This is a genomic window from Kineothrix sp. IPX-CK, from assembly GCF_039134705.1.
Classification (GTDB): domain Bacteria; phylum Bacillota; class Clostridia; order Lachnospirales; family Lachnospiraceae; genus Kineothrix; species Kineothrix sedimenti.
Genome location: NZ_CP146256.1, coordinates 1,422,615 through 1,441,252 on the forward strand (window position 1 = coordinate 1,422,615; position 18,638 = coordinate 1,441,252).

General features: G+C 43.4%; 21 protein-coding genes. 18 read left to right on the forward strand and 3 right to left on the reverse strand.

Annotated elements, in window-relative coordinates; translation table 11 throughout:
- Positions 1–91: 91 nt before the first annotated feature.
- The 9 genes from V6984_RS06720 to V6984_RS06760 all read left to right on the forward strand — a co-directional run bounded on the left by V6984_RS06720 (position 92) and on the right by V6984_RS06760 (position 8,195).
- A complete protein-coding gene (locus V6984_RS06720) occupies positions 92–1,123 on the forward strand; it encodes an NAD(P)-dependent alcohol dehydrogenase (RefSeq protein ID WP_342759007.1) in 1,032 nt (343 codons plus the stop codon).
- Positions 1,124–1,170: 47 nt separating this feature from the next.
- The gene (locus V6984_RS06725) at positions 1,171–2,658 is read left to right on the forward strand and encodes a sugar ABC transporter ATP-binding protein (protein ID WP_342759008.1); all 1,488 of its coding nucleotides are present in this window, start codon (positions 1,171–1,173) and stop codon (positions 2,656–2,658) included.
- A gap of 30 nt (positions 2,659–2,688) precedes the next feature.
- Positions 2,689–3,657 carry an ABC transporter permease gene (locus V6984_RS06730; protein WP_342759009.1) on the forward strand — a complete coding sequence of 323 codons (969 nt, stop codon included), beginning with the start codon at positions 2,689–2,691 and terminating at the stop codon, positions 3,655–3,657.
- A 20-nt stretch (positions 3,658–3,677) separates the two neighbouring features.
- Positions 3,678–4,718 carry a sugar ABC transporter substrate-binding protein gene (locus V6984_RS06735; protein WP_342759010.1) on the forward strand — a complete coding sequence of 347 codons (1,041 nt, stop codon included), beginning with the start codon at positions 3,678–3,680 and terminating at the stop codon, positions 4,716–4,718.
- A 142-nt stretch (positions 4,719–4,860) separates the two neighbouring features.
- Positions 4,861–5,670: a transketolase gene (locus tag V6984_RS06740; RefSeq protein ID WP_342759011.1), complete on the forward strand. Its 810-nt coding sequence runs from the start codon at positions 4,861–4,863 to the stop codon at positions 5,668–5,670.
- A complete protein-coding gene (locus V6984_RS06745) occupies positions 5,667–6,611 on the forward strand; it encodes a transketolase family protein (RefSeq protein ID WP_342759012.1) in 945 nt (314 codons plus the stop codon). The genes V6984_RS06740 and V6984_RS06745 overlap by 4 nt, the downstream gene beginning before the upstream one ends.
- 155 nt (positions 6,612–6,766) lie before the next feature.
- Positions 6,767–7,105, forward strand: a complete 339-nt coding sequence (locus V6984_RS06750; RefSeq protein WP_342759013.1) for a DUF3796 domain-containing protein — start codon at positions 6,767–6,769, stop codon at positions 7,103–7,105.
- 2 nt (positions 7,106–7,107) lie between these two features.
- A complete protein-coding gene (locus V6984_RS06755) occupies positions 7,108–7,320 on the forward strand; it encodes a helix-turn-helix transcriptional regulator (protein ID WP_342759014.1) in 213 nt (70 codons plus the stop codon).
- Positions 7,317–8,195 (forward strand): M23 family metallopeptidase, encoded by an 879-nt coding sequence (locus tag V6984_RS06760; protein ID WP_342759015.1) that lies wholly within the window; start codon positions 7,317–7,319, stop codon positions 8,193–8,195. The genes V6984_RS06755 and V6984_RS06760 overlap by 4 nt, the downstream gene beginning before the upstream one ends.
- Before the next feature lie 115 nt (positions 8,196–8,310).
- On the opposite strand, the gene V6984_RS06765 is transcribed toward V6984_RS06760, so the two are convergent.
- Complete coding sequence (locus V6984_RS06765; RefSeq protein WP_342759016.1) at positions 8,311–9,249, reverse strand: collagen-like protein; 939 nt, start codon at positions 9,247–9,249, stop codon at positions 8,311–8,313.
- 1 nt (position 9,250) lies between these two features.
- A complete protein-coding gene (locus tag V6984_RS06770) occupies positions 9,251–10,357 on the reverse strand; it encodes a glycosyltransferase (protein ID WP_342759017.1) in 1,107 nt (368 codons plus the stop codon).
- A gap of 185 nt (positions 10,358–10,542) precedes the next feature.
- On the opposite strand from V6984_RS06770, the gene V6984_RS06775 reads away from it, so the two are divergent.
- From V6984_RS06775 to V6984_RS06805, 7 genes are all read left to right on the forward strand, one after another.
- On the forward strand, positions 10,543–11,571 hold the full coding sequence (locus V6984_RS06775; protein ID WP_342759018.1) for a glycosyltransferase: 1,029 nt from the start codon (positions 10,543–10,545) through the stop codon (positions 11,569–11,571).
- 112 nt (positions 11,572–11,683) lie between these two features.
- The gene (locus V6984_RS06780) at positions 11,684–12,862 is read left to right on the forward strand and encodes an iron-containing alcohol dehydrogenase (protein ID WP_342759019.1); all 1,179 of its coding nucleotides are present in this window, start codon (positions 11,684–11,686) and stop codon (positions 12,860–12,862) included.
- Positions 12,863–12,966: 104 nt separating this feature from the next.
- Complete coding sequence (locus V6984_RS06785) at positions 12,967–13,446, forward strand: C-GCAxxG-C-C family protein (RefSeq protein WP_342759020.1); 480 nt, start codon at positions 12,967–12,969, stop codon at positions 13,444–13,446.
- Positions 13,439–13,924, forward strand: coding sequence for a GNAT family N-acetyltransferase (locus V6984_RS06790; protein WP_342759022.1), 486 nt, complete (start codon positions 13,439–13,441; stop codon positions 13,922–13,924). Before V6984_RS06785 ends, V6984_RS06790 begins: the two co-directional genes overlap by 8 nt.
- Positions 13,925–13,942: 18 nt before the next feature.
- The gene (locus tag V6984_RS06795) at positions 13,943–14,479 is read left to right on the forward strand and encodes a GNAT family protein (RefSeq protein ID WP_342759023.1); all 537 of its coding nucleotides are present in this window, start codon (positions 13,943–13,945) and stop codon (positions 14,477–14,479) included.
- A gap of 51 nt (positions 14,480–14,530) precedes the next feature.
- The gene (locus tag V6984_RS06800; RefSeq protein WP_342759024.1) at positions 14,531–15,166 is read left to right on the forward strand and encodes a TetR/AcrR family transcriptional regulator; all 636 of its coding nucleotides are present in this window, start codon (positions 14,531–14,533) and stop codon (positions 15,164–15,166) included.
- Complete coding sequence (locus tag V6984_RS06805) at positions 15,163–15,873, forward strand: NAD(P)H-dependent oxidoreductase (RefSeq protein ID WP_342759025.1); 711 nt, start codon at positions 15,163–15,165, stop codon at positions 15,871–15,873. Before V6984_RS06800 ends, V6984_RS06805 begins: the two co-directional genes overlap by 4 nt.
- An 8-nt stretch (positions 15,874–15,881) precedes the next feature.
- Here V6984_RS06805 and V6984_RS06810 read toward each other — a convergent pair whose 3' ends face one another.
- Positions 15,882–17,057, reverse strand: coding sequence for a glycosyltransferase (locus tag V6984_RS06810; RefSeq protein WP_342759026.1), 1,176 nt, complete (start codon positions 17,055–17,057; stop codon positions 15,882–15,884).
- A 404-nt stretch (positions 17,058–17,461) separates the two neighbouring features.
- On the opposite strand from V6984_RS06810, the gene V6984_RS06815 reads away from it, so the two are divergent.
- Both V6984_RS06815 and V6984_RS06820 read left to right on the forward strand, forming a co-directional pair.
- Positions 17,462–18,040, forward strand: a complete 579-nt coding sequence (locus V6984_RS06815) for a GNAT family protein (protein WP_342759028.1) — start codon at positions 17,462–17,464, stop codon at positions 18,038–18,040.
- 48 nt (positions 18,041–18,088) lie between these two features.
- Entirely contained in the window at positions 18,089–18,622 is a 534-nt protein-coding gene (locus V6984_RS06820; RefSeq protein WP_342759029.1) for a CDP-alcohol phosphatidyltransferase family protein, read from the forward strand.
- Positions 18,623–18,638 lie beyond the last annotated feature (16 nt).

Here is an 18,638-nt window from a genome sequence, read left to right on the forward strand (position 1 = left end):
CATTGTTGTTGACAAATTGTTGTGCAATAACTATAATGAAGATACATTTTAAAATAGATTTAAAAAGTATTATAATTAAGGAGGCAATCTAATGAAAGCAATGATAACAACAGGCATACAGAAAATGGAAATGAAAGAAGCGCTGCGACCGAAGCCGGAGCCCGGGCAGGTACTGGTCAAAATCGAATATTGCGGTATTTGCGGATCAGATGTTCATTTTTATAAGGACGGCAGAATCGGAGATCATATTTTGGAAGATGATATCGTTCTTGGACATGAGGTGTCCGGAATTGTAACGGAACTGGGTGAAAATGTGACACAGCTGCAAGTCGGGGACAGAGTAGCCATGGAGCCGGGAATTGCCTGCGGAAAATGTAGCTTTTGCAAATCCGGATTATATAACCTATGTCCTGAAATGGTATTTTTTGCAGACCCTCCGGTATCCGGAGCACTGCAGGAATATGTTGTGCATCCGGCCGATTTGTGCTTTAAGCTGCCGGACAATGTTTCGACTATGGAGGGAGCATTAGTAGAGCCGCTTTCCGTCGGACTGCATGCTGCCGGGATGGGGGATGTGAAGCTGGGGCAGAGCATCATTATTCTAGGAACAGGATGTATCGGCCTTGTTACATTGCTGGCATGTAAAGCAAGAGGTGCGGCCCAGATCGTCGTAGTGGATTTGTACGATAAGCGTCTCGAGTTTGCCAGGAAACTGGGAGCTACACATACTATCAATGCGAAAAAAGATAATGTGGAAGATAAGATCAAAGAGATATTTAGCGGTCAGGGGGCAGATGTAGTATTTGAAACGGCAGGTTCTATCGTCACGATAGCTCAGACACCGTTCCTGGCTAAGCGCGGAGGAACTATTGTGTTAGTGGGGCAAGCCTCCGAAAGCAAGGTATCTTATAATTTTGCTGAGGTTATGATCAAGGAATTAACAATAAAATCTGTATTCCGTTACAGGAATTCTTATCCGGTAGCCATTGCAGCTTTAAGCACGAAGTCAATTGATGTAAAGCAGATTGTTACACATGAGTTCGAATTCAAGGATTCGAAGCTGGCATTTGATACTGTCATAAAAGACGCAGAAAATGTGGTAAAGGGTGTTATCCGTTTTTAATATCAGAAGCTGATGGAATATAGTGTGAGAAAGGCAAGGTCATTAAAATGGAAGATAACATCAAGATGGAGTTGAAAAACGTATACAAATCGTTTCCGGGAGTAAAAGCATTGGATGATGTTAGTTTTAAATTGAAAAAAGGAACTGTACATGTGATATGCGGAGAAAATGGTGCCGGAAAATCTACTTTAATGAAAGTTCTATATGGAATATACCAGCCGGATAAGGGAGAAATAATAATTGATGGCCAGTCTGCCAGAATCAATTCTCCGGTGGATGCCAGGAATTATGGAATATCCATGATTTTTCAGGAATTATCTTTTGTGCCCGATATGACGCTGGAAGAAAATTTATTCCTGGGCAGATGGATTAAAAAAGGGGCTTTTATGGATTGGAAGGCGATTCGTAAAGAAACCGTGAGGCTGCTTGAAAATGAGGGACTGCCATATAAACCTAATACATTGATGCGTTCTATGAGTGTTTCCAATATTCAGATGGTGGAAATATTAAAAGCTATTTCCTTCAATGCGGAAATTTTAATTATGGATGAGCCAACGTCTTCAATTTCGAATAAAGATGTGGAATTCCTGATAGATAAAATAGAAGCTTTGCGTTCCCGCGGCATGAGTATTATTTACATATCGCATAAAATGGATGAGATCTTCCGGATTGCGGATGAAATAACTATATTGAGGGACGGAAAAAGCGTTGCTACTTTGCAGAAAGAGGATACTAACATAGATGAAGTGATCGAATTAATGGTAGGCAGAAAATTGGAAAACCAATATCCGAAAGAAAAAGTAGAAATAACGGATGAACTGCTTCGGGTGGAGAACTTATCAAAGCAAAACATATTCCATGATATCAGTTTTCATGTTAATAAAGGTGAAATCGTCGGGTTTGCCGGACTGGTGGGAGCCGGAAGAACGGAGACCATGAATTCTCTTTTCGGTCTGGATAAGTACGATAAAGGCGAAATTTATTTGAGGGGAGAAAAGGTATACTTCAGGAATGTACGCGAAGCGATTGCGGCGGGGATAGCCATGGTTACCGAGGACAGGCGCAGATTTGGAATCGTTCCGGTCCGAAGCGTTATGGAAAATGCTTCTTTGGCGGTCCTGAAGAAATATTTCTATAAAGGCTATAATCACAAAGCGAAAGAAACTGCCGATATCGCCGGAGTATTCCAAAAAGTAAGGGTTAAAACCCCCGATTTGAAAACTCCGATAGAAAACTTAAGCGGCGGCAATCAGCAAAAGGTCATACTGGCAAAATGGATGCTTTGTGACAGTGAGGTTCTTATACTGGATGAGCCCACGCGAGGTATCGATGTAGGTGCCAAAAAGGAAATCTATGAATTAATAACTTCATTTGCCAGAAGCGGTAAGGGCATCGTCATGATATCTTCCGAATTGCCGGAGCTGATAGGAATGTGTGACCGTATCTACGTTATGAAGGAAGGAGAAATAACAGGATGTCTGGAAAACGGGGAATTGTTTACACAGGAAGCTATCATGAATTTTGCAGTATCATAAATACTCGCTTTATAGGCAAGGAGGTTTCAGATGAGTAAAGAAAAAAATGTATGGGATATTTCAAAGTATATTTCCAAATACAGTCTATTTCTTATTTTAATTATAATGATTACAGTATGCAGCTTTGCGAACGAAAATTTTCTGACAGTACCCAATTTACTGAATGTTGTTAAGCAGCAGTCCGTTTATATTTTATTGGCATTAGGCGCAATGCTTCTTATCTCTGCCGGCTGTCTCGATCTCGCGGCAGGCTCCAATCTGGCTTTGGCAAGTGTTGTATCTCTTATTGTTTATATAAGACTGCCGAATGTTTTTATTGCATTTGCAGCCGCGATAACGGTAGCTGTTGTCTGCAACTTAGTCAGCGGATTAATGGTGACAAATTTTAATACGCCTCCCTTTATAGCAACTCTGGCAATGCAATTGATTTCAAGGGGACTGGCACTATATATTACAAAGGGCCAGAATATGTCGGGAGTCGGACCGGATCTTGCGGCGGTAGGGCAAGGAAGTACCTTTGGAATTCCCAATAGTATTTATATAATGCTTATTCTGTTTCTTATTACCGTTTACATAACAAAGCAAACAAAATTAGGGCGTTCTATTTATGCAGTCGGCGGCAATGAAGCGGCGGCAAACGGTTCCGGCATCAATGTAAAGGCGGTTAAATTAAAAACTTATACGCTAAACGGCATTTTAACCGGTGTAGCAGCAACAATATATCTTTCACGCGTAAACAGTGCTATGCCAAATGGAGCACAAAGCTATGAATTCGATGCCATGATAGCGACGATTGTAGGCGGAACCAGTTTTTCCGGTGGGGTCGGATCCGCGGTGGGGACTGTAATAGGAGCTTTTATAGTAGGTTTTTTGAATAACATTATGAATCTGATAGGAATTGATTCATATCTCCAGCAAGTGGTAAGGGGAATAATAATTGGGGGAGCTGTTATTTGGGATATCTACTTTAAAAATAAAAAAACATTTACTAAAAGCTGATTCAGAAAGGAAGGGAAATTATGAGAAAGGTATTAAAAAAACTAACGGTAGTGACAATTGTTATGAGTATGATGCTGACAATGGCGGGGTGTGGTGCCGTCCCCAGCTCGGCAGGGGGAGGAACGGAGGAAGCTGCAAAAGATGAAGGAAAATATAAAGTACTGTTTGTGTGCAGAAATAGAGCAGATACTTTTGCTGCGCGTTTAGCAACCGCTTTTCAGCAGTATGCAGATGATACCTATGCGGATGAATTTGATTTTGATATTCAGGATGCACAGGCCGACAGCGATAAGGAGAACCAAATCATTGAGCAGGCCGTTGCCGCCGGCTATGACTGCATTATTGTTCAGCCCAATGACAGCGATTCCCAGACTCCCTATGTAAAATCCGCAGTGGAAGCAGGGGTAAAGGTAATCACTACTAACGCTGGAATACGTGATATTGAAGGCGCATCATGGATTGATGCAGACCCTTATGAACAAGGAAAAGTAATTGCAAATCTGGCAGTTGAAAATGCTCCTGAAAATGCAAGGGTAGTGATCATGTCATGTAACCCCGGTAATTTGCATACGGAAAGCCGCTTACAGGCATACAATGATATCTTTGTCGCAGAAAGAACGGATTGCGAAATTCTGGCTCAGAAGATCTGTACGAAAGCCGATTCGGCAACCTTTATGGAAACAATGGAAGACTGGGTGCAGGCTTACGGTAAGATCGACGTTTGTCTTACGATAGGAGATGACCTCGCTAAGGCCTGCTATGAAGTGGTAAAAGATGATCCTACCTTTTCGGAAACGCAGTATTATGCAGTTGATGCTAATCCAGATGCTCTTTTAAGAATCAAACTGGGAACCCAAACGGCAACCGTAATGCAGGATACGACAGAATTGGCGCAAAAGAATCTGGATGCTGCACATAAACTGTTGACCGGTGAAGAAGAGGTTATAGAAGAAACGATTGAAACTATTTTAATTACACAGGAAAATGTGGATAAATACATTGAATATTATATGGAGCAGGGTGCACTTACGCAGGAGGAATATGATGCGGCCTTGAAGTAAGCAAATAAACAGGCAGTGCAATATGTCTACAATATAATGAAGGACTTACATATAGGTTTATGATAATTATAAAAGATTAGAATAGAATTGAGGAAAATGTGAATTGGAAGAAGGAAGAAAAAGACAATTATTATGGCTTGGTATGAAAATCCGTGAAAAGGGATTAGAAGCTGTGCAGGCAGCCGGTTCCGGACATATAGGAGGATCGTTTTCCCTGGCGGATATTTTAGCAGTTCTTTATTTCGATAAAATGAGGGTTGATCCCCAAAATCCTAAAGATCCTGATCGTGACCGTTTTGTGCTTTCTAAAGGACATTGTACGCCGGCAATGTATGCAGCTCTGGCACTAAAAGGCTTCTTTCCGGAAAGTGAGCTGAAGAACTTCAGAAGTATTAACAGCAATTTATCCGGACATGTCGAGATGACTAAAATTCCCGGAGTGGATATGTCGGCCGGCTCCCTGGGGCAAGGATTCTCGGCCGCGGTAGGAATGGCGGTTTCTGGTAAGGTTTATCATAAGGATTATTACGTCTATACAGTTATTGGAGATGGTGAATTGCAGGAGGGGCAGATTTGGGAGGCCTTTATGGCTGCCGGAAATTATAAGCTGGATCATCTGATTGCCATCATAGATAATAATAACCTGCAAATTGACGGTACTATTGAGGAAGTGATGTCTCCTTATCCTATTGATGAAAAATTAAAGGCCTTTAAGTGGAATGTACTTAAGGCCGACGGTCATGACCCGGAACAACTGGCAAATGTAATTGATGCGGCAAAGCAATGCAAAAATATGCCTTCAGTTATTATTGCGAAGACGGTAAAGGGCCGGGGAGTTTCTTTCATGGAGAATAATCCGGGCTGGCATGGAAAGACGCCGGATGCAGAACAGTACGGCAGGGCGTTCGAAGAATTAAATAAGCATATTGCAGAGTGGGAGGCAAAGCTATGAGTGAAATTATTGCTACCAGAGAAGCGTATGGACGTGCTTTATGTAAGTGCGGAGACAGAGAGGATATAGTAGTGTTCGATGCGGATCTGACCATTTGCACAATGTCCTGCTACTTTGCGGAAAAATATCCGGACAGGTTTTTTAATGCAGGTATAGCAGAAGCCAATATGATAGGAATGTCCGCGGGAGTTGCCGCGACGGGTAAAACGGCTGTTTGTCACACGTTTGCAATGTTTGCCGCCGGAAGAGGATACGATCAGATCCGTAATTCTGTATGCTATCCCGGACTGAATGTTAAGGTCATCGGAACACATGCCGGATTATCTGTAGGAGAGGACGGGGCGACTCATCAATGTATCGAAGACTTGAGCTTAATGAGGACTATTCCCGGTATGACAGTTATCTGCCCTTGCGATGCGAACGAAACAGAAGAAGCTGTTAAAGCAATGCTTAATTTTGACGGTCCATGCTACCTGAGACTTGGCCGTTCCGGTGTTGAAAATATTACCGGACATATTTCTGATTATAAATTTGAATTGGGAAAAGGTGTTGTATTAAAGGACGGTGGAGATGTTTCCATTATTGCAACCGGACAAATGGTCCAGATAGCATTAACGGCTGCAAGAATTCTGGAGGATAAGGGAATCCATGCTATGGTAATCAATATGCATACCATAAAACCATTCGATAAAGAAATTGTCATGATGGCGGCCAGAAAGACGAGGGCTGTCGTTACTTCGGAAGAACATAATATTGTAGGGGGCCTGGGGGCGGCAGTAGCAGAAGCTGTGACCTCGGAGTATCCGGTACCGGTAATCCGTCATGGGGTGGAGGACGTGTTCGGACATTCCGGAAAGGCGGATGAGTTAATGGAAAAGTATGGATTGACAGCAGAAAATCTTGTGTTAAAAGCAGAAAAAGCAATTAGTATGAAAAACTGAAATAGCAGCATGCCAATTCCGGGCAGCCATTTTTAAATGGAGGGGTTGGCATGCATTTTAGATTGTAAGTAATATCAGGATCCGTTGACATATAATTAATATAGTGGTATATTTGTAACATAATGTTATAAATATACCACTATAGGAGGTGTCTTGTGAAATTCAATAAATTGGGGTTTTTATCAATCCTTGCGCTTTTAGGATTTCTGGGATTTACTGTTCATAGACCGCTTCTTGGTTTTTTCGGCTTTGCCTATTACTTACGGTACTTTTTTGTGACACCGGATGAGATGTTTAGGCACAATGTTAGAAAAGCGGCAAGTATTGGCTTCTTTTCAGGTGTTTGGGCTACGGGTCTTTCTATTGCCGTCTATCTTTTGTTTCCGCCATTTTTATCAAGCAATATGGTGTTGGCATCCTGCTATGTCGTCTCCGTATTTTGTTTCACCATCGCACTTTTAGTTCTTGAAATGAAAGAGCAATGGGAGGATTAAATATGGCATTGAAGACAAAAATGCGTGAATATAGGGCAAAGCAGAACTTGACACAGGATGAACTGGCAGCCCTGACAGGGGTGCGCAGGGAAACGATCATTAACCTGGAAAAAGGCCGGTACAATCCATCATTGAAGCTTGCTATGGATATTGCCAGGGTATTCTCCTGTACGGTTGAGGAATTATTTTTCTTTAGTGAGGAGGAGAATAATTGAAACGGTTGATCAGATTTTGTGAGAAAATCAAATATTTAGGGCTTTTAGGCTTGTTAAGTCTGTTTTGGGATAATAGACTGCTAAATTTCCTATGGTTGTTCTGGCTCTTTGGATTTGTCGGCATTTTTTATAATTTTCCTGTATTTCTGCAATCGCTGAAACAGATATGGGGAATGCTGGCGGCTCCTTTCAAGTACCGCTTTCATATGCCCAATGCAGAAAATTATCAATGTAAAGTGGGATATTCTTTGCCTTTTGGAGGAGCATGGACAGCAGTCAACGGCGGCATTGACAAAAAGCATTCCCATTCATGGGGAATTCAAGCCCAAAGATATGCTTATGATTTTGTCATACTTGATGAAGCGGGGCATAGTTTTTCCGGTGAATATACAAAGCTTACGGACTATTATTGCTACGGCAAAGAAGTTTTATCTCCGGCAGATGGAGAGGTGGTCGAGATTCGGAACAAATATCCCGACAGTCTTCTATTGGGATATGGTCAGGCCGATTGTTCCGCGAGAGATATAAGGGGCAACTATATCCTCATTCGTCACGCCGATAAGGAATATGGACTTCTGGCCCATTTGCAGCCCGGAAGTGTTTGCGTAAAACCGGGTGATACCGTAAAGCGCGGACAGTGCGTTGCTTATTGCGGTAATTCAGGGAACACTTCAGAGCCACATCTGCATTTTCATTTGCAGGACGGTATTAGTTTTTATACCTCGGCAGGACTTCCCATTGAATTTACCGGGATTACAAGATTTCCCGCTCCTAATTACACCGTTTATGATTCCCGCCGCGTTCTAATCTCTGGATCATTGTCAAAATACATCTTTCGAGGGCTGCGCGTTTCAAATACGCAGCAGACCTTTTAATCTATTCAAACGGAGAACCTTCTGCCAGATTCATCAAAAGGCAGTTTCACTAAAAAGCGGCTCTGCCTTTTTATAATTGGCAGGGCCGCAGTTTTTAACAGCTAAAATATTAAGATCATGCTCTTACTACGCTGACAAAGCAGCTGTCTACCTGAACGCAGTTAGGTGAGAGCAGTTCGAGCGATATTCGCGTATCTTCATAACGGTCTACCGGTACGATAATAGTTCCTGTGGACACTGTAATGGGTGAACCGATGCGGGTGATAGGAGTACAGCACGTAAATATAGTTTCCGTATCCTTGCAGGAAGTGGATCGTAGTGCGATGCCAATAGTTCCGTTGCAACGATTGTTTACGATTACGTTGATGGTGAAGCTTATGAGGTAATTGCCGCTATCCTTGAGTAAAATGCTCGTTCCATCTCTGGAAAGAACAATGTCGCGGTTCTTAATAAAATTTGTAAGTTGCAGCGGGCAATTTCTATTCCACCAAGTTCCAGCCTCCGCCTCGAAGGCTGCTACTGCGAGAGCCCCGGATGATCCGGTAGCGCCCGTGGCGCCGGTAGCGCCGGTAGCACCGGTAGCACCAGTAGCGCCGGTAGCGCCCGTAGGTCCGGTAGGTCCGGTAGGCCCGGTAGCACCGGTTGACCCGCCAGGAGCGCCGGTAGGCCCGGTAGCACCGGTAGCGCCGGTAGGCCCGGTAGCACCGGTAGCGCCGGTAGGTCCGGTAGCACCCGTAGGGCCGCAAGGACCTTTGCATGAATTGAGTACCTTTTCCAATTTATCTTTCAGAAAGATTTGATTCTGCATAATGCTGTCTAAGAGGCATTTAATGCTTTCATTTATGGCTAGAAGATGTTCTACGCTGACAGGGTCGATGGGCCTGCCATCTGCTTGATTCGGTAAGGTTCCCAAGACATATTGGAGCTTTTCGCCCTCTGCATTGATGATATGGCTGAGGCCGAGTTCCTCCATAGCGATGGAAGCAAGAATCATATTCAAAGCGCTATCGCGAGTTATTTCAGGACTGATTTCCGGAAATGTTGGTTGTGACATTTTATATCCTCCCTTCTGATAGTGAAGAAGTATCTGTTTTTTTTCTATTTTTAAAATATTCCTTATTATAAAGAACTGAAGGTGAATCTGGTTTAAAGGCGGCCGCCATGTCATTATAGCGTTCCGCTTTCTCATGTTCGCCTAAGTGGTCGTAACATACGACACATTCGATGCAGGGAATATACCCCCAGAAATCCGCTTGATGAAAGCCCCATGAACTCTGCGGATTCTCCAGTGTGAGAACCAGATTGAACCAAAAGGCGGCTTTCCTGTATTCCTTCTGCTCTTTAAAATGATATCCGATTTGACAACACAATTCTCCGCGTGGCGTGTCGTATTGAAAGCTCCGCAGCATGGCACGGAAGGCTCGCTTGCTGTCGCCCTGCTCCCGGTAGCATTTTGCCAATTCTCCGCATGCTGCAATATTGTCCTCTACCCAACCCAGTCCCGAGTCCAGAAATTGTTCAAAGGCGTCGATAGCATCTTCGAAACGGCCGTTGTCTTTTAATTCTCTGGCATAATAGTATGTTCCTCGGGGAGAGAGCTTGGTTCCCTTAGACAAAAGGTTTTCGTATATTTCAAGGTTTCTGGAGCTTCTTGCGCCGGGCGGCTTGGCATGTGTGATGCCAATATCGGAGTTTATGATATTTCCGCCAAGCTGCAGGCATTCGTGAACGGGTTCGCTCCATCTGAAGCGGGGGATATTTTTGGAAAGCCTTTCCCTATAGTAGGAAAAGGTGACCTTGCCCTGAGCGTCGAAGCCTATATTATACAGCATCATGACGATGTCGATATCGCTGGACAGTGTTTTTTTTAGTTTTCTAAATTTAACGGCATCTTCGGGGAGTATGATATCATCGGCATCCAGCCAAAGAATATACTCCTTTGTCGCTTTGTCGTATGCGAAATTCCGCGCGGCAGAAAAGTCGTCAATCCACGGAAAATCGTAGATATTCTTTGTAAAACGTCCGGCGATTTCTTTTGTGCGGTCAGTGGAGCCTGTGTCGGCGATAATAATTTCGTCGACGAGGTCTTTTACTGAGTTTAAGCATCTTTCCAATACTTTTTCTTCATTTTTTACAATCATACAAAGACTTATGGTTATCATTTATTTCTCTCCACGTGAGTATATGATGGTTCCTGCATATTATATTTTATGTAGTTAATTGTCATTTTGTGACATAAAAACCCTCTCCCAAAAGGTCAAAAGTCACAATCCTTCGAAATGATGCATAAAATGATTAACAGAATACATGGAAGAAGGAATAAGAAATGTCTACCATAAGTTTATGCATGATAGTACGAAATGAGGAGAAAAATATCGAAAGATGCCTAAAAAGTGCTGCGAAGCTGGTGGATGAAATCATCGTGGTGGATACCGGCTCCGAAGACGGGACGAAGACTGTTTGTAAAAAATACAAAACAAAGCTTTATGATTTCGCGTGGGAGGATGATTTTGCTGCAGCCCGCAATTTTGCAGTGGAAAAGGCTTCCAGCGATTGGATTATGTGGCTGGATGCCGATGAGGAACTACAGATCAGAGATAAAAAAACATTTAAGAAGCGGCTTCGTGATGAGAAAAAAGACCTCATATCAATCAAAATGCTGCACTATTACGGTGAACAGCCGGCGGATAAGAGCCGGGCTTACAGGAACAGCGCGTGCCGTTTGTTCCGAAACAATACAGGGATGCATTTTTCGGGAAAAGTACATGAGAGGCTTATTGGGGATAACATAGTCGATAGGATTTCGGAAGAGGAATATGATGATATCAAGATTTTTCATTACGGGTATATGGATGAAGAAATAGAGCATAAGAACGATAGGAATATGAAACTGCTTCTTAAGGAAAGGGAAGAGCAGCCGGAAAATGCGTGGGTCCAATATCATCTCGCTGTGGAATATTATCATACAAAGGCTTATGCGGAGGCTTATGGACTTGTCAATTTATCGATTCTGTGTTTTCTTAAAGAAGAGATCCTGCCCCCTGCAATTGTGTATAAGCTGAAATACGATATTCTGCTTGCAGCGGAAGATTATGAAACCGTATCACAGAGTATAGAAAAGGCAATCGAGCTTTATCCGGATTATGTCGACCTTTATTATTATAAGGGCATGGCGCAGTTCGCGCTCGGAGATTATAAGGAAGCGAAGAGCACCTTCAGGCACTGCCTTATCCTTGGAGAAGATGATGTAAGATATTTGATCCTGGCCGGAGCAGGAAGCTTTCTGGCTCTTAACTATATCGGACGCTGCCATGAAATGCTTCAGGAGAAAGAACAGGCACAGGAGGCCTACAGACAGGCAGAACTTCTTCTATAGAAGGGTTTTTTGGAGGCATTAGGACTTGTTATTTTTCTTGAATTTGATATACTTGAATCATCTGATAACAACAAACAAGTATTTATCAAATTTAGTTAAGGAGGAATAGCAAATGAACAGATTTACTTTACCGAGAGATATCTATTACGGAAGAGATTCATTGGAGGTTTTGAAGACCTTAAAGGGAAAAAAGGCTATCGTAGTTGTAGGCGGAAGCTCCATGAAGAGTTTTGGGTTTTTAGATAAAGCTGTCGGTTATTTAAAGGAAGCAGGGATTGAAACCCTTCTGTTTGAAGGCGTTGAGCCGGATCCTTCTGTAGAAACGGTTATGAAGGGTGCGGCGGCGATGAGAGAGTTCGAACCGGACTGGATCGTTTCCATGGGCGGAGGTTCACCCATCGATGCAGCTAAGGCGATGTGGGCGTTTTATGAATATCCCGAGACGACTTTCGAAGATTTGATCACTCCTTTTAGTTTTCCTGCTTTGAGAACGAAAGCAAAATTCATAGCGATTCCTTCCACTTCCGGGACGGCTACGGAAGTAACTGCATTTTCCGTTATCACAGACTATGCGAAGGGAATCAAATATCCTCTTGCTGATTTTAATATAACACCCGATATCGCTATCGTTGACCCCGTTTTGGCGGAGACGATGCCCCAGAGCTTGATAGCTTATACGGGAATGGATGCTCTGACACATGCGATCGAAGCATATGTTTCTACCCTTCATACTCCGTTTACGGACCCCCTTGCTATCAAGGCTATCCAGATTGTGGACAGCGATTTGACGAAGAGCTATGCCGGAGATAGAAATTCCAAGGAACTCATGCATTACGGACAGTGTCTTGCGGGGATGGCATTCTCGAACGCCCTCTTAGGCATAGTACATTCCATGGCTCACAAGACGGGAGCAGCTTTTTCCACCGGACATATTACTCACGGATTAGCAAATGCGATGTATCTTCCGTATGTTATTAAATATAATGCGAAAAATGAAGAGGCGGCGAAGCGCTACGGCGAAATTGCGGCTTCTATCGGAATAGAAGGAACGCAGGATGAAGCGATTAAGGGCTTGTGCGAAAGAATCGTAGAGCTTAACAATCAGATGCAGATACCGAATACCCTGAAAGAGTTCGGCATCGCAGAAGAGGAATTCAAGGAAAAAATTGCAGCGATTTCAGAAAATGCGGTAGGTGACGCATGTACGGGTTCGAATCCGAGAGCAATCGATCCGGCGACCATGGAGAAGCTCTTTACATGTATTTACTACGGTAAAGAAGTTGATTTCTAAATAGCTGATATTTTATGTAAACCTCCGAACCGGCGCATAAGTTGAACGCCGGGGCGGGGGTTTTGTGAAATTAAAAGCGGTAAATCTAATAGGAATGAAGAAAAATGAGCGTAAGAGAACAAGAGAGTATAAAAACACATTCGCAGTTAGCGATAGAATATTTTAAAGAAGGTTATAATTGTTCGCAGTCGGTATTTCTGGCATTCAGTGATTGTTATGATATGGATAAAGAGGCGGTGCTTAGAATCAGTTCTTCTTTTGGCGGAGGTATGGGAAGACTGAGGGAGGTATGCGGAGCTGTGACGGGGATGTTCATGGCGGCAGGAATGCTATATGGATATGCAGACCCTAAGGACCAGAAATCGAAGACGGAGCATTATGAAAGAATACAGCTTCTGGCGAAAGAATTTGAGGAAAAAAACCATTCTATCGTATGCCGGGAGCTGCTTGGATTGGGGGCAGGGAAGGATAAGCCGGTTCCGGAAGTACGGACGGCAGAATATTATAAGAAGCGGCCTTGTGTAGAATTGGTGGGGATGGCAGCCGAGATTTTGGATAGGTACAGGGAGGAATGGGATGGTTAAGTTCATACAGAAGGAAGAAGAAAAGGGGAGAATTGCGGATTTTGTACTGAAGAGCCTGCCGGAGTGGTTCGGAGTGCCGGAGAGTGTCTGTGAATATGTGAAGGGTGTCAGGAGCATGCCCTTTTGGGCGGAATTCACGGACGGAGAGGCAGTTGGGTTTATTGCTATGAAGGAGACTAGCCGGCATACGGCTGAGATTTATGTTATGGGAGTGCTGGAAGGATTTCAAGGGAGAGGGATAGGGAAGCGACTGTTTGGGGAGCTGTATTCTTATGCGGGGATGAAGGCGTATTCCTTTTTGCAGGTAAAGACAGTACAAAAGGGCTGTTATGAGTCTTATGACAGGACAAACACCTTTTATGAGGGCCTGGGATTTAAGGAATTGGAGTGTTTTCCGTCACTTTGGGATGAGAGCAATCCCTGCCAGATTTACATTATGGAGGTTGATTTGAGGAAGAGCATTATGTCGAAGGGATAATGGTGAAAGGGGGAGATTATGGAAGTGGAACTGGTAAGATGGAAAGAGGAATATTATGAGGATTTCTTTCAGTGTTCCAAGGATAAAGATCTATATGATAATATGAGCGATGATTTTCCTCATACGGAGGAAGAATGCAGGCAGGCGGTGGCATCTTTTGTAGAAAGTGATGGTAAAAAGGCATGCTACAGGGCAATCCTGGTTAATGGAAGAGTGTGCGGATGCATAGCTGCCTTTTTTGAAACTGGCATGTATTGTAAGAATGCTGAAATAGCATATTGGATTAGGAAAGAGGAACGGGGGAAAGGGATTATGACAGGGGTAATTGCGGGCTTCGTAAGCACTTTATTTTCTGACTTCAATATCCACAGAGTATACGCCAGACCCTTTCTGCATAATGTAGCTTCATGCAAAGTGTTGGAGAAGGCGGGATTTGCGGAAGAAGGGGTACTTCAAGATAGCGTTTATAAAAAGGGGAGTATCTATAGTGCGGTTATATATGCAATAATTAAAGAATTACATTGTAAGAATAATGAGTCTCTTGACAGCGAATAGGCGTTAACCTATAATTAGGCTAACACATATTAGCCTAAAGGAGGTTGAGCGGTGGAAGAACAGTCAACCAAAAGAAAGATTATGAGTGAGGCACTCAAGCTATTTGCCAGAAAGGGATACGAAGCGGTCAGTGTGGCGCAGATTGCGGAGGCAGTAGGTATTAAAGCGCCGTCGCTTTATAAGCACTATAAGAGTAAGCATGATATTTTTGATGCTATTTTGGAGGAAATGAGTTCCCGCTATGAAATGCAGGCGGCTTCCATGCAAATGAATGGAGTGAAGCCCGATAGGGATATGGAATTATATATCGGCATTGACGAGGAACGGCTGATCGAAATGGGAAAAGGATTATTTTCCTATTTCTTGCACGATGAATATGCCGGGCTTTTCCGGAGGATGCTCACAGTGGAGCAGTTTCATAATAAAGAACTGGGGGCTCTTTTTGTTAAACAATATGTGGATGAACCGCTTTCCTATCAGGGAATGCTTTTTAGCCTGCTGATACAGGCGGGAGTATTTATTCCGGAGAATTCGAATGTGATGGCACTGCATTTCTATGCGCCGATGTATTTGCTTTTGGTTTTATGCGACTGCCATCCGGAGAGAGAATCCGAAGTGATGGAGATGCTGGTGCAGCATATCAGACAGTTTAGAAGGCTTTACGGGAAGAAGGAGGATAAGCGATGAAGATAACGGTGATTCATGGTCAAGGGCATAAGGGTGTGACCTATACGATGACGCAGACGGTACTTAACTTTCTTATTACGGACAAGGATGAGATACGGGAATTTTTTCTCCCGAAAGACGGGCCGGATTTTTGCTGCGGGTGTTTCAATTGTTTCCTGAAGGGGGAATCCTTCTGTCCTTCTGCCGATAAAGTACAGCCAATTGCTCTGGCTGTGGAGTGGGCGGATATCATTCTGCTGGACAGTCCGAACTATGTGATGGAAATGAGCGGTTCCATGAAAAATCTCATGGACCATCTGGCTTACCGTTGGGCATCACATAGACCTCACGGGTCTATGTTTACCAAAGTAGGCATTGTAGTATCGTCTTCCGCAGGAGCGCCGCCAAGGGGCACGGTAAGGTCAATGGCGAGACAGCTCAGGTGGATGTGTGTACCGAAGGTGTATACATTAGGGCTCGCCTGCTATACAGCGCCGGGAGAAGCGATCAAGCCCCAGAGAATGAAGCTGATCACAAAGAAGGCAGAAAGGATCGCGAAAGCGGTAAGGAGAAGAGCAGAGCGTCCCCGGCCAGGCCTGCGGGGAAGAATTATGTTTGGAATTTTCAGAAAGATGCAATCCTCCCCCGATTCGGCATGGAATCCCACGGATAGGGACTTTTGGGTAAATCAGGGATGGACGCAGAAGTGCCGTCCATGGAGACAGTAATGACAAGTTCAAACAATATTTCGTATGAGCTGCACCGACTTTTCTAATCCGTTCTCAGCCTGCATTTTCTTGGATAAATCCGTGACATTTTGGTATATTTGTGCATAATCTGCATTTAATTCATCGATAGCCTCTATTAATCTATTTGTGCTGAGTTCCTTTGCTTTTATCGGCCTTACTCCTGCCTTCAGGCGGTATATATGCTCAGCAAATGCGAATTGATCCAGTACGTGAGGAACAGGGATCGAAGGAATGCCATAAATCATAGAAGAGGCCGACGTACCGAAGCCACAGTGGTGTATTACACAGCAGCCTTGCTTGAACAGCCAGCTATGGGGGATAGAACCGACTCGGATCATCGATTCGGGTAGCTGATAATCGGTAAGTGTTTTGTTAAAGCCTTGTATAATAGCGCGTATTCCTGTTTGCTCGAAGGCCTTGACAAAGATGTCAAGTTTTTCTTTCTCCTGCCTGCTTTCGAAGGACATTGCCCCCAGCGCGAGTATGACCGGTTTGCTCCCTTCGTTTAAAAAGGATTTTAATTCCTCAGGAGGCTGATAATTATCCTCGGGAGCGAACCAATAGCCGACGACAGCATTCCTTTTTGCCCAATTGGGGTTTGGCTCCGCTATATAACGGCTGATGGGTATCAGATTGAGTTCCTTTGACATCATTTGGTCCATGGATTTGATGGGAGGCAGGTCATATAGCTTTCTGATTTTGTTGTAGGGTTTGACCACCTGAGGATTGATGAGGGCGCCGAGCACCTTGTCTTTTAACGTCGGATCTGTATTTTCCCTGGGAAGCATTTCCGTCTGCAAGGTAACGTCTATGGTTTTTATATTTAAGGCTTCAGTCTCAGCCGCCCCCATATGGCTGTGAGAAATTATCGCGAGATCTTTTCCCTTGCAGGCGTCATAAATATCACTTGAAGAATTCTGGATAATGCGAAAGACAAACTGCATCGTTTTTAACATGCTGAGTATAGGACTTTTGGTCTTTCCCCTGATTACTGCCGCCTCATATTCGATGTCGATATCGGGGCCTATGGGAACGAATTCAAGACCGGTTTCCGATACGAGGTCTCTCCAGCAGGGATGGGTGCCGATAACAGGTTTAAACCCTTCTTGTAACAGGGCTTTCGCAAGATAAATATACGGTTGGACATCTCCTCTGGTACCCATTGTAAAAATCACGATTTCTTTCATTTTTATCCCCATCTGCGCGTTTCTGCGCGTACTCAAATCAATAGTCGAAAGCTCTTTTATCTCAACCTTTTCACCGCTTCTGAATTATTGTTTTTGTAAATGATATGAATTGCAATGTATTGCTGCTTTATATATACTTTACTACATTTATCTTTATTTGGCTATGGCATCATAGGGAATGTACATAGAGAGGTCGGAAGATTAGGGAAGAATTTATTAATATTTGTGATGTTCAACCATGTGTCTTGAGTGATATACTAGAAAGAGCATGAAAAGTATAGAGTGTTAGAAATTGGAATAAGAGGAGTGAATTTATGAGGAGCGCAGGGAGTGATTCTCATTTGTTCAAAAAGCAGTGAAGAGGTTGGGAGGAAGCAGATATGAAGCATTCGGGAACGGTAAGATTAGAAACAAAGAGACTTATTCTCCGAAGACTGGAACTAAGCGATGCGGAAGATGCGTACCATAACTGGACAAACGATGGCGAGGTTACGAAATTCCTTACGTGGCCGACTCATGAAAATATTCAGATGACAAGAAATTTTATACAATCCAATGTGGATCAATATGACAAAGAGTCTGATTTTTATAGCTGGGGGATTGAATGTAAGGAAATCGGTCAGGTCATAGGAAGTATCGGTGCAGTTAACGTAAATGAGAGGGCGGAATCAGTACATATAGGCTATTGCATAGGAAAGGCTTACTGGAACCGGGGGATTATGTCGGAAGCTTTTGGGGCGGTAATCCAATATTTATTCGAGGTAGTAGAGGTAAACCGTATTGATTCCAGACACGACCCGCGGAATCCTTATTCAGGTAAGGTCATGGAGAAATGCGGACTCATATATGAAGGGACATTACGTCAGTCCGATAGAAACAATCAGGGGATATGTGATGCGGCGTGGTACGGATTACTGAAAGCTGAGTGGAAAATGAACAATAATTATAATGAGAGATAGGTGATATACATTAAGAATTTAGCAAATGCAATGACGATTTTCAGGATTGTGGGAACTATTTGCTTATGCTTTTTAGAACCACTGACTGTTTATTTTTTTACTCTTTATTTTTTGTGCGGGCTGAGCGATATGCTGGATGGTTTTATTGCAAGAAAAACGGGGAATACGACTGCGGCGGGAGCTATGCTTGACAGTGTAGCCGATTTCATTTTTCTTTCGGTTATGCTTATTATCTTTATTCCCTTTCTCCCGTGGAAATTATGGATAGCTGTATGGATTGGCGCGATAGCTCTTTTGCGTTTGGTCAGTCTCTCGATCGGTTTTGCGAAATATCATACGGCAGCCTCTTTACATACGGTATTAAATAAGGCGGCGGGTTTTTTACTGTTTGCATTTCCGGTGTTATATCGTTTGGCAGGAATGGAAACGACGGCGATCATACTATGCGGCATTTCGAGTCTGGCGGCGGTGGAAGAGCTGTTTATAACGATAAAGAGCAAATCCCTTAACAGAGATATCGCAGGGTACTTGCAGCAAAATACTTCCGATATTAGAAATAAGCAAGAAATGAAAAGCGAGTAAAACAAGACAGATTAAA